Origin of the sequence: Nocardia yunnanensis, assembly GCF_003626895.1 — a bacterium.
GTDB lineage: Bacteria > Actinomycetota > Actinomycetes > Mycobacteriales > Mycobacteriaceae > Nocardia > Nocardia yunnanensis.
This window is the reverse complement of sequence record NZ_CP032568.1, coordinates 1542403-1561232: the sequence shown is the minus strand read 5'-3', so window position 1 is coordinate 1561232 and position 18830 is coordinate 1542403. Positions and strand designations below refer to the sequence as shown.

Sequence of the window (18830 nt, the reverse complement as noted above, 5' to 3'; positions counted from 1 at the left end):
CCGCGCACCTTGACCTGGAAGTCGGAACGGCCGACGTATTCGACCAGGCCGTCCGCGGTCCAGCGCACCACGTCGCCGGTGCGGTACATGCGTTCCCCGGGCACCGACGGGTTGGCGACGAAGCGCTCGGCGGTCAGGCCCGGCCGCGCGTGGTAGCCGCGCGCCAGCTGGATGCCCGACAGATACAGCTCACCCGCGACACCCACCGGAACAGGGCGCAGGCGGTTGTCGAGGATCAGCGACTGCATGCCCCGGATCGGGCCGCCGATGGTGACCAGCTCGCCCGGCACCAGCGCGTCGCTGATATTGGTCATGATGGTGGTCTCGGTCGGGCCGTAACCGTTGTGGAACGCACGAATCGTGCCGTCCGCCAACGGAACCGCCCACTTCTCCACCAGATCCGCCGGCACGGCTTCGCCACCGGCGACCAACACGCGCAGCGAGTCCAAGCCCGCCGGTCCGAAGGTCGACAGCGCGGCCGGGGTGATGAACGCGTGCGTGGCCTGCTCGCGCCGGATCAGCTCGGCGAGCTCCTCGCCGCCGTAGGTGCCCGGCGGGACGACCACCAGGGTGCCGCCCTTGCCGATGGCCAGCAGGAACTCCAGCATCGACGCGTCGAACGACGGCGATGCGAAATGCAGTGCGCGCGAGGAGGAGTCGAGCGCGTAGCGCTCGGCCTGCTCGACGGTGAAGTTGGCCAGACCGGCATGGGTGACCACGACGCCCTTGGGGACGCCGGTGGAGCCGGAGGTGTAGATGACGTAGGCCGGGTGCTCCGGACGCAGCGGGCGGGCCCGCTCGTCGTCGGCGATCGCGGTGTCCGCGAACGCATCCAGGTCCAGTTCGTCGAGAACGAGCCACTCGACCGAGTCCGGCATGTCCGCGCGCACCGACGCCACGGTCAGACCCACCGGCGAACCGGAGTCGGTGACCATGTGCGCGATACGGTCGGCCGGATAGTTCGGGTCCACCGGTACGAACGCCGCACCGGTCTTGGACACCGCCCACTCGGCGAAGTAGGAGTCGTCCGAGCGCGGGACCGCGACGGCGACCAGATCCTCGGTGCCGATGCCGCGCTCGATGAGCAAGCGCGCCAAGCGGTTCGAGCGCGCGTCCAGCTCGCCGTAGGACAGACTGCGTCCAGCCCGTTGGGAGGTATGGGCGTGGAACACGACCGCGGGCGCGGCCGGATCGATGGCGACGGCGTCGGCGATGAGCTCCGGCAGGGTGCGCGCCGGGACGGCCGGCAGGCCGAAGCGGGCCACCAGATCGGCGCGTTCGCTCGCGTCCAGGATGTCGATCGCGCCGACCCCGATCTCCGGGTCGGCGGCGACCGCGTCCAGCACCCGCAGCCAGCGCTGCGCGAACCCGGCCGCGGTGGCCTCGTCGAACAGATCGGTGGCGTAGGTCAGGGCCAGCGTCATCCCGGAGTCCTGCTCCGACAGCGTGAACTGCAGGTCGAAGCGGGAGATGTTCTCGTCGAGATCCAGTGTGCCGACGGTCAGGCCGGGCAGTTCGATGCTGGTGCGATCCAGGTTCTGGAAGGCCAGCATCACCTGGAACAGCGGGTTGCGGGCCTGCGAGCGCTCGGGCGCGAGCAGTTCCACCAGCCGCTCGAACGGCACATCGGCATTGCCGAAGGCATCGAGATCGGTGTGACGCACCCGATCCAGCAGATCGGTGAACGACTCGCCCGGCTCGATACCGGTGCGCAGCACCAGCGTGTTGACGAACATGCCGACCAGGTCGTCCAGCGCGGCCTCACCGCGTCCGGCCACCGGGGTGCCGACGGCGATATCGTCGCCGCCCGACAGCCGGGCCAGCAGCACCGCCAGCGCCGAGTGCATGACCATGAACAGCGACGAACCGCGCTGCCGCGCAACGTCTTCCAGCTTGCCGACCAGCTCGGGCGACAATGCCCGGGTCAGGGTCGCACCGCGATGCGAGGCTATGGCCGGCCGCGGCCGGTCGGTCGGCAGCGCCAGCTCGTCCGGCACACCGCCGAGCACCCGCTGCCAGTAGGCGACCTGCCGCGCCATGATCGAGGACGAATCCTCTTCCGAGCCAAGCACTTCGCGCTGCCAGACGGCGAAGTCGGCGTACTGCACGGCTAGCGGGGCCCAGCCCGGCACCGCACCCTGGGTGCGGGCGGTGTAGGCCACCATCACGTCGCGGGCCAGCGGGGACATGGAGAAACCGTCCCCGGCGATGTGGTGCACGACCACGACCAGCACGTGCTCGGTGGAATCTTCGCCGCCGACGCGGAACAGGCGGGCACGCAGCGGAACCTGTTCGGCGACATTGAAACCGAGGGTGGCGAACGCCGTCACCGTGGCGGTCAGGTCCTCGGCCGCGACCGTCACCGGCCGCAGATCGAGGGCGATCTCCTCGGCCGGGACGACCACCTGCATGGGGGTGCCGCCGTGCTCGGGGTAACGGGTGCGCAGCGACTCGTGGCGGCGCACCACGTCGGCGACCGCGAGTTCCAAAGCGGCCGTGTCGAGTTCACCGGTCAGACGGATGGCCAGCGGCAGGTTATAAGCCGCCGAATGGGTGTCGTACTGGTTGAGGAACCACATGCGCTGCTGCGCGAACGACAGCGGCACCAGCTCGCCCGGTGTGCGGGTGCGCGCGACCAGCTTGGCGCGGGACGCGCCGTCGGCGTGCGATTCGATTCGGGCGGCGAGGGATTCGACGGTGGTGGCCTCGAACAGGGTGCGCACCGCGACCGTCGTATCCAGCGCCGAACCGATGCGCGACACCACGCGGGTGGCGATGAGCGAGTTGCCGCCCAGGTCGAAGAAGTCGTCGTCCAGGCCGACCCGGTCCAGGCCGAGCACCTCGGCGAAGACGCCCGCGACGGTCTCCTGCACCGGCGTCTCCGGCGCGCGGAACGCCCGGGCCTGCACCGCCGGGGCGGGCAGGGCGCGCCGATCCAGTTTGCCGTTGACGGTCAACGGGATCGCATCCAGCACCACGATGGCCGACGGCACCATGTAGGACGGCAGCAGCTCGGCCGCACCGTCGCGAATGGCGTCGGTGGCGGGCGCGAGGCCGCCTTCGGGCACCACGTAGGCCACGATGCGCTGATCGCCCGGCTGGTCCTCGCGCACGATGACCGCCGCCTGCGCGACACCGGTCTGCGCGAGCACCGCGGATTCGATCTCGCCGAGCTCGATGCGGAAACCGCGCACCTTGACCTGGTCGTCGGCGCGGCCCAGGTATTCCAGCTCGCCGAAGCGGTTCCAGCGCGCCACGTCTCCGGAGCGGTACAGCCGCTCCCCCGCGGTTCCGAACGGACTGGCCACGAAACGGGCCGCCGACAGGTCCGGGCGACCCAGGTAGCCGCGCGCCAATTGCGGTCCGGCCACATACATTTCACCCGCGACACCGACCGGCACCGGGTGCAGGCGGTCGTCGAGGACGTACACCCGCAGGCCCGCGATGGCCCGGCCCACGACCGAGCCGGTGGCGGCGGCAATGGTGTCGGCATCCAGTACGCGCACCGACACGTGCACGGTGGTCTCGGTGATGCCGTACATGTTCACCAGGTACGGGCTGGCATCGCCGTGGCGGGCGATCCAGTCCGAGAGGCGGCGCAGCTCGAGCGCCTCACCGCCGAAGATCACGTAGCGCAGAGCCAGCGGGTGCGCGTCCCCGGCGGCCAGGCGGTCGGCCTCGGCGAGCTGATAGAACGCCGACGGCGTCTGGTTGAGCACCGTGACCTGCTCGCGACGCAGCAGCTCCAGGAACTGCTCGGGCGAACGCGACACGTAGTAGTCGACGACGACGAGCTTGCCGCCGTAGAGCAGCGGACCCCACAGCTCCCACACCGAGAAGTCGAAGGCGTAGGAGTGGAACAGCGTCCACACATCCTCGGCCCCGAATCCGAACTCGCGATCGGTATTGGCCATGAGCCGCACCACATTCCGGTGGGCCACGGCCACGCCCTTGGGGCGGCCGGTGGAGCCGGAGGTGTAGATGACGTACGCGACGTGATCCGGATGCAGCGGGCTGCGCCGGTCGGCGTCGGTGACGGGCGTATCGGCCGCATCCTCGATATCGCCGGCTTCCAGCGAGAACCCGTCCAGGAGAATGGTGTTCAGCTCGGCGGGCAGCTCGACGGTGACCGTGGAATCGGTGATGACGCTGGTGGGCTTCGCATCCGAGAGCACGTAGGCGATGCGGTCGGCCGGGTAGGTCGGATCCAGCGGCACGTAGCCCGCGCCGGTCTTGATCACGGCCAGCAGCGCCACGACGAGATCGGCCGAGCGCGGCAGCAGCACCGCGACCAGTTGTTCGGGTCCGGCGCCCTCGCTGATCAGCCTGCGCGCCAGCACATTCGCGCGCCGATCCAGCTCGGTGTAGGTGAGTTCCTCGTCGCCGAAGCGCACCGCGACCCGCTCGCCGTTCGCGGCGGCGGCCCGGTCGAACAGGGACGACAGGGTGGCGTCGGAGTCGCCGACGTCCGCGCCCGCCGAGACCCAGCGCTCGGCCACATCGTGGCGCTCGCCCTCGCCCAGCAGGTCGATGTCACCGAGCAGCGCGGCCGGCTCGTCGGCGACCGTGCGCAGGATGCGCACCAGGCGTTCGGCGAAGGCGGCGACGGTCTCGGCGTCGAACAGATCGGTGGCGTAGTTCCACGACAGGCCCAGCGAGCCGTCGGCGCGCTCGCTCACGGTCAGCTGCACATCGAACTTGGCGGTGCCCGGGTCGAATTCGACGACCTCGAGCTCCAACCCTGGCAGCGACACCGCCTGGGCGTCCCTGGCGCTGGCGGCCTCGAAGGTCAGCGCGACCTGGAACAGCGGGTGATGCGCCTGCGAGCGGACGGGGCTGAGCACGTCCACGAGCCGCTCGAACGGCACGTCCGCGTGGGCGAAGGCGGCCAGGTCGGTGCGGCGCACCTGCGCGAGCAGGTCGCGGAAGGCGGCGTCCGGGCGCACCTCGGTGCGCAGCACCAGGGTGTTGACGAACATGCCGACCAGGTCGTCGAGCGCGCGCTCGCCACGGCCCGCGATCGGGGTGCCGATGGCGATATCGGTGCTGCGCGACAGGCGCGCCGCCCAGGTGGCCAGGGCGGCGTGCACCAGCATGAACAGGGTGACGTCGTGCTCGCGGGCCACGCCGGTGAGGGCGCGGTGCAGTTCGGCGTCGATCGAGAAGTCGTAGGTGCCACCGGCATTGGTGGCGATCTCCGGGCGCGGCCGGTCGGCGGGCAGCTCGATCTGCTCGGGCAGATCCGCCAGCTGCTCGGTCCAGTAGGCGATCTGGGCGGCGGCCAGGGACTCCGAATCGGTTTCCGCGCCGAGGATTTCGCGCTGCCACAGCGTGTAGTCGGCGTACTGCACCGGCAGCGGCGACCACGCCGGGACGTCGCCGGTGGCGCGAGACAGGTAGGCGGCCACCACGTCCCGCAGCAGCGGGCGCAGCGACGCGCCGTCGGCGCTGATGTGATGCAGCACCAGCACGACCACGTGCTCGGTGTCCGACAGGCTCAGCACCGTGGCGCGGAACGGCAGTTCCCGGGTCACGTCGAAGTGCACGCTCGCCAACTGCACGATGCGCGCGGCGAGGTCGGCGTCGGTGACGGTCTCCGACCGCACCTCGAACTCGACCTCCGACAGCGGCAGGACGCGCTGGTAGCCGTCGCCCTCGACCTCGGGGTAGACGGTGCGCAGCGATTCGTGGCGGGCCAGCACATCGCCGATCGCGGCGGTGAAGGCGTCGAGATCCACTGTCCCAGTTAGCTTCAGCGCCACCGGGATGTTGTTGACGGCGGTGCGGTTGTCGAAGCGGTTGAGGAACCACATGCGCTGCTGCGCCAGCGACAGCGGCACCAGCTCCGCTCCATCACCCTGCGCTCGGCGCTCCTGCGCGACCAGTGCGGCGCGTGCGCCGGTGCCGACGCGCGATTCCAGCTGCGCGGCAAGCGAAGCCACCGTGGTGGCCTCGAAGAGCGTGCGCAGCGGGATATCGGCGTCGAGCGCGGCCGACAGGCGCGCGATCACCTGGGTGGCGATCAGCGAGTTGCCGCCGAGTTCGAAGAAGTCGTCGTCCAGGCCGACCCGGTCCAGGCCGAGCACATCGGCGATGGTGCCGGCGACGGTCTGCTGCACCGGGGTCTCCGCGGCGCGGTAGGACTTGGCTGCGAAGGTGGGCGCGGGTAGCTGCTTGCGGTCCAGCTTGCCGGAGGCGTTCAGCGGGAACTCGTCCAGCACCATGAACGCGGCCGGGACCATGTAGGCCGGAAGCTGTTCGGCCACCGCGTCCTTCACCGCGTCGACGTCGAGGTGACCGTCGGCGGCGACGAGGTAGGCGACCAGCTGATCACCGAGCCGCTCGTCGTGGCGCACCACGACAACCGACTGCGCCACCGACGGCAGCGCGGTGAGTGCGGATTCGATCTCGCCGAGCTCGATGCGCAGGCCGCGCAGCTTCACCTGGAAGTCGGTGCGGCCCAGGTACTCCAGCTCGCCGTTGGCGGTCCAGGTGACGAGGTCACCGGTGCGGTACATGCGCACGCCGTCGCCGAACGGGTTGGCCACGAAGCGATCCGCGGTCAGGTCAGGGCGCGCCACATAGCCGGTGGCGAGCTGATCGCCCGCCAGGTACAGCTCACCCGCGACACCCACCGGGACCGGCTTCAGACGCGAATCCAGCACGTACACCTGGGTGTTGAACACCGGCGCGCCGATCGGCACCGACACGGTGTCGGCGTCGGTGACCTCGTGGAAGGTGACGTCGACCGCGGCCTCGGTGGGGCCGTACAGGTTGTGCAGCCGCGCACCGGTCAGTTCGCGCAGCTTCTGCGCGGTCGGCGCGGGCAGGCCCTCGCCGGAGGCGAAGACATTGGTCAGGCTGACGCATTCGGCCGCGGCCGGCTCGGCCACGAAGACCGCCAGCATGGACGGCACGAAGTGGGTGACCGTGACGCCCTCGCGGACGATGATCTCCGCCAGGTAGGCCGGATCGCGGTGGCCGTCCGGCTTGGCGACCACCAGGTGCGCGCCGACCTGCAAGGGCCAGAAGAACTCCCACACCGACACGTCGAAGGTCGCGGGCGTCTTCTGCAGCACCACATCGTAGGCGGCCAGCCCGTACTGGGCATGCATCCACACCAGGCGGTTGACGATGGCGGCATGGCTGACCGCCACACCCTTGGGGCGACCGGTGGAACCGGACGTGAAGATCACGTACGCGGTATTCCCCGACCGCAGCGGCGACCGGCGCTCGGCATCGGTGACCGGGGTGTCGGCGAAACCGGACAGCGCTCCACCACCCTGCGCTTCCAGCTCGTCGATCCGAACCTGGCGCGCCGCAATGTCTTCCAGATCGTTCCCGGAAGTGAGGACGCACACCGGCTGAGCGGTGTCGAGGATGTACTGGGTGCGCTCGGCCGGGTGATCCGGGTCCAATGGCACGTAGGCGCCGCCGGCGACCGTGACCGCGTACATGCCCGCGACCAGATCGATCGAGCGCCGCATGCCCAGCGCCACAAACGATTCCGGGCCGACGCCCTCGGCGATGAGCCAGCGCGCCAGCTTGCGGACGCGAGCGGCGAACTCGACGTAGGACAGACTTGTCCCCTCGAAGCTGACGGCGGTCGCCTCGGGGGTGAGCGCGACCTGTGCTTCGAACAGCGAAACCAGCGTCGCCGCAGCGCCTTCGGTGACCTCCGGCAAAGCGGCGTCGAGCTCGAACGCGGTCTCGTTCCAGCCGATGAGCAGCTTGCGGCGCTCGCAGTCGCTGAGCAGTTCGACCTCGCCGACCAGCTGGGTCGGGTCGGCGGCCACGGCGGTCAGCATGGCGAGGAAGCGCTGAGCGAAGACGTCCGCGTACTGCGCGTCGAAAAGGTCGGTGGCGTAGACGAGTTCGGCGTCCATCGTGCCGCTACCCGATGCCGGGCTCGGCGCGGAGCCGTCCACGACCTCGCTCAGCGTCAGCTGCAGATCGAACTTGGCCGACTGCTGGTCGATGGCCAGCTCGGCCACGCTCAGGCCGGGCAGCTCCAGCGCGGCGCGGCCCAGGTTCTGGAACGACAGCATGACCTGGAACAGCGGATGCCGCGCCTGCGAGCGGGCCGGGTTGAGCACCTCGACCAGCCGCTCGAACGGCACGTCCGCGTGCGCGAAGGCCTGCAGATCGCGCTCGCGCACGGTCTTCAGCAGGTCGGTGAAGCGCGCGCCGGAGTCCACCGGCGACCGCAGCACCAGGGTGTTGACGAACATGCCGACGAGATCGTCGAGCGCCTGCTCGCCACGACCCGCCACCGGGATACCGACGGCGATGTCATCGGTGCCGCTGAGGCGCGCCAGCAGCGCCGCGAAAGCGCTGTGCACCACCATGAACAGGGTGGTGCCGTTGGCCTGCGCCACCCGCTCGAGCCCGGCGATCAGCTCGCCCGGCACCTGGAAGCGATGGGTGCCCGCGTCATAGGAGGCGACGGCCGGGCGCGGCTTGGCCGACAGGCGCAGCTCGTCGGGCAGCCCCGACAGCGTCGCCTGCCAGTAGTCCAGCTGTTCGGTGATCAGCGAGCGCGGATCCTCTTCCGAGCCCAATGTTTCCCGCTGCCACAGCGCGTAATCGGCGTACTGCACCGGCAATTCGGTCCAGCCCGGGGTTTCGCCCTGGCTGCGCGCGATGTAGGCGGTCATGAGGTCGCGCACCAGCGGGGTCATCGAGAAGCCGTCGGCGGCGATGTGGTGGGCCACCAGCACCAGCACGTGCTCGTCGGCCGCGAGGCGGTAGACGCGCAGGCGGACGGCGGTCTCGGTGGTGACGTCGAAGCCCTCGGCCGCGAAAGCGTAGACCGCGGCGAACAATTCGCCCTCGGTCACGTCCATGACCTCGAGTTCGGGCACGGCCCGGCCGGTGGGCAGCACCTTCTGGTAGGCGACGCCCTCGTGCGAGGGGTAGATCGTCCGCAGCGACTCGTGGCGGGCGACGACGTCCGCGATCGCGCCACGCATGGCGTCGAGATCCAGTGCGCCTGAAAGCCGTACGGCCGCGGGGATGTTGTTGGCCGCGGACTCGGGGTCGAACCGGTTGAGGAACCACATGCGCTGCTGCGCCAGCGACAGCGGCGGGTACTCGGGCCGGGTGCGCACGGTGAGCGCTTGGCGCACACCGGTTCCCGCGTGCGACTCCACGCGCGCGGCCAGGGCCGCCACGGTCGGGGCCTCGAACAGGGCGCGCACGCCGATCTCGGCGTTCAGCGCCGCCGACAACCGCGCCACCACCTGGGTGGCGACCAGCGAGTTGCCGCCCAGCTCGAAGAAGTCGTCGTCCACGCCGACGCGCTCGACGCCGAGCAGGTCGGCGAAGATCTGCGCGATGATCTCCTCGATCGGGGTCGAGGGGGCGCGGAAACGCTTGGCCTCGAACACCGGCGCGGGCAGGGCCTTGCGGTCCAGCTTGCCGGAGGCGTTGACCGGGAAGGCGTCCAGCACCACGAGCGCGGCCGGAACCATGTAGGCGGGCAGCGAACCGCTCAGCGCGGCCTTGACCGCATCGACGTCGACGACCGCGTCGGGCTCGCGCACCACATAGCCGACCAGCTGATCGCCGGCGTGGGCGTCGGTGCGCACGACCACCACCGACTGGGCGATGGTCGGCTGCGCCAGCAGCGCCGCCTCGATCTCGCCCAGCTCGATGCGCAGGCCGCGCAGCTTCACCTGGAAGTCGGTGCGGCCCAAGTAGTTCAGCTCGCCGTCGGCGGTCCAGGTGACGAGGTCGCCGGTGCGGTACATGCGCTCGCCGGTGCCGAACGGGTTGGCGACGAAACGATCCGCGGACAGGTCCGGGCGGCTCAGGTAGCCGCGCGCCAGCTGATCGCCCGCCAGATACAGCTCACCCGCGACACCCGGGGCGACGGGGTGCAGGCGCGCGTCGAGGACGTAGGTGCGGGTGTTCCAGACCGGGCGGCCGATCGGCACGAACACGGTGTCGGCGTCGACGACCTCGTGATAGGTGACATCGACCGCGGCCTCGGTCGGGCCGTACAGGTTGTGCAACCGCGCACCGGTGAGCTCGCGCAGCTTCTGCGCAGTCGGCGCGGGCAGTGCCTCACCCGAGGCGAACACCTGCCGCAGCCGCGGTGCGGCGACGCCCGCATCGCCGTTGTCGTTGCCGAGGGTGGCCACGAACACCGACAGCATCGACGGCACGAAGTGCGCGGTGGTGATGCCGGTGTCGGCGATGACCTGGGCCAGGTAGACCGGGTCGCGGTGGCCGTCGGGCTTGGCGACCACCAGGCGCGCGCCGGTCTGCAAGGGCCAGAAGAACTCCCACACCGACACGTCGAAGGTGGCCGGGGTCTTCTGCAGCACCGCGTCGTTCGCGTCGATCGGATACTCGTGCTGCATCCACAGCAGGCGGTTGACGATCGCGCCGTGCTCGACCGCGACGCCCTTGGGGCGACCGGTGGAACCGGAGGTGAAGATGACGTAGGCGGTGTGTTCGGGCCGGATCGCCTGTCCCCGTTCGGCATCCGTGATCGGCGCGTCGGAGTAGGCGTCCAGGTTCAGGGTGTCGACGTCGAGGACCGGCACATTGCGGCCGGTGACGAACTCGTCGCGGCTGGTGGTGAGGATCGCCACCGGACGCGCGGTGTCGAGCACGTAGTCGATGCGCTCACCGGGCTGATCCGGATCCAGCGGCACGTACGCGCCACCGGCCTCCAGCACCGCGTACATGGCCACGACCAGATCCAGCGAACGCCGGATGGCCAGCGCCACATGCGATTCCGCGCCGACGCCCTGCGCGATGAGTTTGCGGGCCAGCCTGTGCACCCGCGCCGAGAACTCGGCGTAGGACAGAGCTGTAGCCGGTTGGGAGGTATCGGCGTGCGCGAACTCGACGGCGGGCGCATCGGGGCTGGTCAGCGCCTGTGCCTCGAACAGCGAGACCAGGGTGGCCTCGCGCGCGGGCAGTTCCGGAAGCACCGAGCCGAGGTCGAACGCGGTGTCGTTCCACTCGTCGAGGACTTGCTCCTGCTCGTCGGCGACCAGCAGGTCGATATCGCCGAGCGGCAGCTCCGGGTTCTCGAGCACGGCGGCCAGGATCAGATCCAGGCGGCGCGCGAACGCCTCGATGGTGGGCTCGTCGAAAAGGTCCAGCGCGTAGGAGATCTCGGCCGACATGCCCGCGTTCTCACCGCGGTCGTCCTGGGCCTCCTGCAACGTCAGCTGCAGATCGAACTTGGCCAGCCGCGCGTCGTAGTCGATGCCGTTGACCGACAGACCCGGCAGCTCCAGGCTGGCCTGCCGCGTGTTCTGGAAGGTCAGCATGACCTGGAACAGCGGATGCCGCGCCTGCGAACGCGCCGGGTTGATGACCTCCACCAGTCGCTCGAACGGCACGTCCGCGTGCGCGAACGCGTGCAGGTCGGTATCGCGGGAACGGGCCAGCAGATCGGCGAAGGTCTCGGAACCGTCCACCTCGGTGCGCAGCACCAGGGTGTTGACGAACATGCCGATCAGGTCGTCGAGCGCAGCCTCACCGCGACCGTGCACCGGGGTGCCGATCGCGATGTCGGAAGTACCCGACAGGCGGGCCAGCAGCACCGCCAGCGCCGAATGCATGACCATGAACAGCGAGGCATTGTGGCGGCGGCCCAAATCCACCAGCGCCTGCTGGGTTTCGGCCGAGATCGCGAACGGGTAGGTGCCACCCTGGTAGCTCGCCACCGCCGGACGCGGCCGATCCGACGGCAGCACCAGCTCGTCGGGCAGATCGGCCAGCGCATCGGTCCAGTACCGAATCTGCTTGGCGATCAACGAATCCGGGTCGTCCTCCGAGCCGAGGACCTCACGCTGCCACAGCGCGTAGTCGGCGTACTGCACCGGCAGTTCCGCCCACGCCGGGGCCTCCCACGAGGTGCGCGCCGCGTAGGCGACCATGACGTCGCGCGCCAGCGGGCCCATCGACCAGCCGTCGGCGCTGATGTGGTGCACCACCATGCCGAGGATGTACTCGGACTCGCTGAGCTCGAAAAGCGCGGCGTGCAAAGGCACTTCGTCGGTGACGTCGAAGGCCATGGTGGCCAGCTCGACCAGGTGGTCGATGAGGTTGGCGTCGGTGACCGGCACCGGCGTCAGGTCCGGCACGATCTGCGCGGCGTCCAGCACCCGCTGCACCGGGCCGTGCGCGGTCTCGGGGAACACCGTCCGCAGCGACTCGTGCCGGTCGATGACGTCGATGACCGCGACCTGCAACGCCGCGATGTCCAGCTCACCCGACAGGCGGATGGCCACCGGGATGTTGTTGACCGCCGAGGCGGTGTCGAAGCGGTTGAGGAACCACATGCGCTGCTGCGCAAGGGAAAGCGGCACCTCGTTCGGCCGCTCGCGGGCGACCAGCGCCTTGCGGCCGCCGTCACCGACGTGCGATTCCACCCGCGCCGCGAGGGCTTCCACGGTCGCGGCCTCGAACAGCATGCGCACCGGCACGCGGGTGTCCAGGGCGGTGCCCAGCCGGGTCGCCACCTGGGTCGCGATCAGCGAGTTGCCGCCCAGTTCGAAGAAGTCGTCGTCCACGCCGACGCGCGCGACGCCGAGCACCTCGCCGAAGACCTGGGCGACGATCTCCTCGATCGGCGTTGTCGGAGCGCGGAATTCGCGCACCTCGAAGCGCGGCGCGGGCAGCGCCCGGCGGTCCAGCTTGCCGGAGGCGTTCACCGGGAACGCGTCGAGCACCATGATCGAACCCGGCACCATGTACGCGGGCAGCGTGCGCTGCAGCGAGTTCTTGACGCCGTCGAGATCCACGGGGCCGCGCGTCACGATGTAGGCGACCAGCTGATCGCCGGCGACCGTGTCGATGACCAGCACCACGGCCTGCTGCACCTTGGGGTGGGCCAGCAGCGCGGTCTCGATCTCGCCGAGCTCGATGCGCTGGCCGCGGAACTTCACCTGGAAGTCGGTGCGGCCGATGTAATCGATGACGCCCGGGTCGTTGTGGTTCCAGCGCACCAGGTCACCGGTGCGGTACAGCCGCGAACCCGGCTCGCCGTACGGATTGGCGACGAACCGCTCGGCGCTGAGGTCGGCGCGGCCGAAGTAGCCGCGCGCCACCTGCGCGCCGCCCAGGTACAGCTCACCCGGGACGCCCGCCGGGACCGGGCGCAGGCCCTCGTCCAGCACGTACGCCTGCGCGTTCCACACCGGGCGGCCGATGGGCACCGAGGTGACCACGGGCGCGTCGATGGGCGCGTAGGTGGCGTGCACGGTGAACTCGGTCGGGCCGTACAGGTTGTGCACGGCCGCGGTGGAGAAGCGGCGGAACGCGGTCACGGTGGCGGGCGGCAGCGCCTCACCGGCCACGAGAACCGCGCGCAGGGACAGGCATTCGGCCGAGGAGGCGCTGGAGGCGAACACGCTCAGCATGGACGGCACGAACGAGGTCATGGTGACCCGGTGGCGGCCGATGACCTCCGAGAGGTACATCGGGTCGCGGTGGCCGTCGGGTGCGGCGATGACCTGCTGCGCGCCGACCGCGAGCGAACCGAACAGCTCCCACACCGACACGTCGAAGGTGACCGGCGTCTTCTGCAGGATCACATCGGTGTCGTCGATGCCGTATTCGCCGGTGATCCAGGCGATCTGGTTGAGCACCGCGGCATGCGGGACGGCCACGCCCTTGGGGCGGCCGGTCGAGCCGGAGGTGAACAGCACATAGGCGGCATTGGCCGGGCGCAGCGGCGCGTTGCGGTCCGCGTCGGTGACCGGGGCGTCGCTGTAATCGCTCAGCGCTCCGCCTCCCCGCGCTTCCAGCGAATCCAGCTTCAAGGCAAGGAAATCCGCGGATTCCACCGCGTCGTCGGTGGTGGTGAGCACCAGCACCGGCTGGGCGGTGCGCAGCACGTAGTCGGTGCGCTCGGCCGGATGATCCGGATCGATCGGCACGTAGCCGCCGCCGGCGGTGAGGGTGGCGTAGATGGCGACCAGCATGTCCACCGAGCGGCGGATGCCCACGGCCACCAGGTGTTCGGGGCCGACGCCCTCCTCGATGAGCAGCCGCGCCAGGCGGTTGACCCGGGCGGAGAACTCCGCGTAGGTCAGTTCCCGCGCCGGGCCGAACATGCTGCCGCTGCGCTCGCCCGGATCGAAGATCAGGGCGGTGGCGTGCGGACGCAGCCGCACCTGACGCTCGAACAGGTCCAGCACCGTGGTGGCGGAGGGTAGCTCGCGCTCGGTGTGGTTCCAGGCGTGCAGCACGGTCTCGCGCTCACCGGCCCCGAGCACGTCGATATCGCGCACCACGGTGTCCGGGGCGGCGACGGCGGTCTCGAGGACGCGCAGGTAGCGGTGGCCGAATTCGGTGACGGTGCTCGCGTCGAACAGGTCGGTGGCGTACGACAGCACCACCGACAGCCCGGCGGGCTCACCGGCCAGGCCGCGCTGCTCGGTCAGCGTCCACTGCAGGTCGAACTTGGCGATGTCGACCTCGAGCTCGTCCGCGGAGACGGTGAGGCCGGGCAGCTCCATGGAGCCGTGCGACATCTCCTGGAACGACAGCATGACCTGGAACAGCGGATGCCGGGCCTGCGAGCGGGTCGGGTTGATGACCTCGACCAGCCGCTCGAACGGAACGTCGGTGTTGGCGAAGGCCGCGAGGTCGGTCTCCCGGGTGCGGGCCAGGAAATCGGTGAAGCGTTCCGCCCCATCCACTTCCGAGCGCAGCACCAGGGTGTTGACGAACATGCCGATCAGGTCGTCGAGCGCCTGCTCGCCGCGACCGGCGACCGGGGTGCCGATGGCGATGTCGGAGGTGCCCGACAGCCGGGCCAGCAGCACCGCCAGCGCGGAGTGCATGACCATGAACAGCGAAACACCCTGGGCGCGAGCCAGACCCGCGAGGCGGGCGTGCAGCTCGGCGGGAATGTCGAAGGTGACGCGGGAGCCGTGGAAGCTCTGCACCGGCGGGCGCGGGCGATCCGCCGGCAGGTCCAGCTGATCGGGCAGGCCCGCCAATGCCGCACGCCAGTGCGAGATCTGGCGCGCCGCCATGGAATCGGCATCGGATTCCGAGCCCAGCAGCTCGCGCTGCCAGATGCTGAAGTCCTGGTACTGCACCGGCAGCGGCGCCCACGCGGGCTCCTGACCGGCCACCCGCGCCAGATAGGCCGCGGTCATATCGCGCGAGAGCGGCCCGAAGGAGAAGCCGTCGGCCGCGATGTGGTGCACCACGAACGCGACCGCGAGATCGAGCGCACCGGCGTCGAGACCGGTGTCGCCGACCCGGAACACCCGCACCCGAATGGGCAGCTGGGTCGAGACGTCGAACCCGGTGGAGGCGAATTCCGCCAGCGCGGCGGGCAATTCGGCCTCGGCGAGGTCGGCGACCTCGATGCCGAGGTCCACCTCGGCCATGGGCAGCACCTGCTGGAAGCCGCCGTCGCCGGATTCGGGGAAGATGGTGCGCAGCGATTCCTGGCGCGCCACCACATCCGCCAGCGCCAGCTGCAGGGCGTCGAGGTCGACCTGTCCGCGCAACCGGACCACGAACGGCAGGTTGTAGGTCGGGACGTTGGGGTCGAACTGGTTGAGGAACCACATGCGCTGCTGCGCGAGCGACAGCGGAACGCGCTCCGGGCGCTGCGCTCCGCCTCCCCGCGCTTGCGCCACCAGCGGCGGGCGCGCTGAAACATCCGAGGGCCCAGCGGCTTCCACGCGCGCGGCCAGTCCGGCCACGGTCGGGGTCTCGAACAGCGCGCGCACACCCAGCCGCGTGCTGAACGCGGCCGAGATGCGGGCCACCATCTGGGTGGCGACCAGCGAGTTGCCGCCCAGGTCGAAGAAGTTGTCGTCCACGCCGACCCGCTCGTGACCGAGCACGTCGGCGAACACGCCCGCCACGATCTCCTCGGCGGCGGTGCGCGGGGCGCGGTAGCCGGCGGCGTCCACGCTGAACACCGGGTCCGGCAGGGCCTTGCGGTCCAGCTTGCCGGACGTGTTGAGCGGGAAGGCATCCAGCACCATGATCGACGCCGGAACCATGTAGGTCGGCAGCTTCTCCGCGACGAAGCGGGTCAGCTCGGCCGGGTCCACGCTCTGGCCCGGGCGCGGCACCACGTAGGCGACCAGCTGCTGTCCGGTCGCGGTGTCCATGACCAGCACGGCGGCCTGGCTGACGGCCGGGTGCGCGAGCAGATCGGTCTCGATCTCGCCGAGCTCGATGCGCTGACCGCGGAACTTCACCTGGAAGTCGGTGCGTCCGATGTACTCCAGCGCGCCGGACTCGTTCCAGCGCACCAGGTCACCGGTGCGGTACATGCGCTCGGATGTTCCGAACGGGTTGGCCACGAAGCGATCCGAGGTCAGATCCGGCCGACCCTTGTACCCGCGCGCCAGCTGACGGCCGCCCAGGTACAGCTCACCCGAAGCGCCGATCGCGGCGGGCCGCAGACGCGAATCCAGAACGTAGACTTCGACATTCCACTCGGGCAGGCCGATCGGCACCGTGACGGTGTCGGCGGCCGTGTTCTCCCAGTAGGTGACCGACACCGCGGCCTCGGTGGGGCCGTACAGGTTGTGCAGGCCCGCGTCGGTGATCGCGCGGAAACCCGCGCCGGTCTCCGGCGGCAGCGCCTCACCGATCACGAAAACGTAGCGCAGCGAGGCGCATTGAGCGCGGGTCGCATGCGAGACGAACACCGTCAGCATGGACGGCACGAAGTCGGTGACCGTGACGCCGTGGCGCTCGATCATGTCGGCCACGTACAGCGGATCGCGGTGGCCGTCGGGGGTGGCCACGATCAGCTTCGCGCCCACCAGCAGCGGCATGAAGTAGCCCCACAGCGACACGTCGAAGGTGGTGGCGGTCTTCTGCAGGTAGACGTCGTCGGCGGTCATCGGATACTCGTCGAGCATCCAGAGTTCCTGATTGACGATGGCGTGGTGGGTGACCGCCACGCCCTTGGGGCGGCCGGTGGAACCCGAGGTGTAGATGACGTAGGCGGTGTTGTCCGGACGCAGCGGAGCCAGGCGGTCCGCGTCGGTGACCGGCTCGGCCGAGTACTGCGACACGTCGAGCGCGTCGATCTCCAAGCGGCGCACCGACTCCGGCAGCTCGAGCTCGTCGCGGGCGGTGGTCAGCACGCAGACCGGTCCCGCGGACTCCAGGATGTAGGCGGTGCGGTCGGCCGGGTGATCCGGGTCTATCGGCACGTACGCGCCACCGGCGCGCAGCACCGCGTGCATGCCGATCACCAGCTCCAGCGAGCGCCGCATGCCCAGCGCGACAAGCGATTCCGGGCCGACGCCGTCGGCGATCAGGAACCGGGCCAGCCGGTTGACGCGGTCGCCGAACTCGGCGTACGTCAGCTGCTCGCCCTCGAACTCGACGGCGACATTGTCCGGGGTCAACGGAATCTGGCGGTCCAGCAACGCCGGAAGCGTCGTGGTCGGCACCTCGTGGGCCGACTCGTTCCACTCGAGCAGCGTGCGCAGGCGCTCGTCCTCGGTGGTGATGGGCAGACCCCACACGGTCTGCTCGGCCGCCGCCGCCAGGAAGCGGTCGAAGAACTCCAGGAAACGCGCGTGATGGGTGCGCGTCTCGTCCTCGGAGTACAGGTTCGGGTTGGTCTCGAAGTCGATGTGGTTCCGGGTGCCCTTCACCGACTGGTAGAAGTTGACGCCCAGGTCCTCGATGGAACCGGTCGACAGCACGCTGTACTCACCGGTGATGTCACCCAGCACGACCTCGTTGTGGAACAACATGATGTTGACCCACGGGCCGAAGAACTGGGAACCCACCTCACCGGTGAACTCACCGGCCGAGTCGCGGCGAATGTCCTCGGCACGGTAGCGCTGATGACGCAGCGCGCCGGAGACGACGACCGTCACCTGCTGCAGCAACTCGGCAACCGTGGTGTCGTGCCCGACGTGCAGGCGCAGCGGCACGATATTGGAGGCCGCGCCGCCGGAGCGACGCATGATCGCGGTGGTGCGCGCGGTCACCGGCAGGCTGAGGATGACGTCCTCGTTGCCGGTCCACTGCGCCAGGTAGGCCGCGAAACCCGCGATGAGCAGACCCGCGGGCGAATTCTCGTGCCGGGCCACGGCGTCGTCCAGCAGCGAGGACTGCTCGCCGGTGAGCGCGCCCGAGGCGATCCGGTTGAGCGCGGCCGGCGGCGCGGACCGGCCCACCAGACTGGTGCCGTCCTCGAGCCCGGCGACCCGCTCGGCCCAGTACTCCTTGTCCGACTTGAAGCGGCTGGACTCGCGGTAGGCGAACTCCTGCTCGACCAGGGTCGGCAGATCGGTGAGCTTGTGCGGCGCGGGCTCGACGCCGTTGACGTACGCGGTGTACAGCTCGGCGACCCGGGTCAGATAGGTCACCGCGCCGAAGCCGTCCAGCACGATGTGGTGGATGCGGGCGTACCAGTAGTAGTGGCCCTCGGCCAGTTTCACCATGGCCGTCTTGATCAGGCGGTCGCGGGTGAGGTCGATCGGGGCGCTGTAATCGGCGCGCATCCACTCCTGGGCGGCCGCGGCCGGATCGGCCTCGCCGCTCAGATCGACGTGGTAGATGGTGCGATCCAGCGAGTGGTCGACCATCTGCATGGGCTCACCGTCGCGTTCGACGATGCGCAGGAAGCCCGACCCGAACTCCTCCGAGCCGTGCACCATGGCGCGTTCGAGCAACTCGATGTCGAGTTCCCCGCGCAGCTCCACGTACTGAGCGATATTGATCGGTACCTGCGGGTCCAGGTGCTGGGAGTACCAGATACCGAGCTGCGCGGGCGACAGCGGGAACAGCTCGCCCGCTCCCGGTGCGATTTCGCTGCCAGCGTCGCCGTTGCCGCCGAAATCCAGCCGGTCCAA

At 69.9% G+C, this 18830-nt stretch carries 1 protein-coding gene (running past one end of the window); it reads right to left on the bottom strand.

Features of this window, described 5'->3' with window-relative positions; translation table 11 throughout:
* Nucleotides 1-18830 carry the 5' portion of a non-ribosomal peptide synthase/polyketide synthase gene (locus D7D52_RS07230; protein ID WP_120735610.1) on the bottom strand. It extends 25795 nt beyond the left edge of the window, so 18830 of the gene's 44625 nt are visible here — the first part of the coding sequence; its start codon is at nt 18828-18830; its stop codon lies off the left edge, out of view.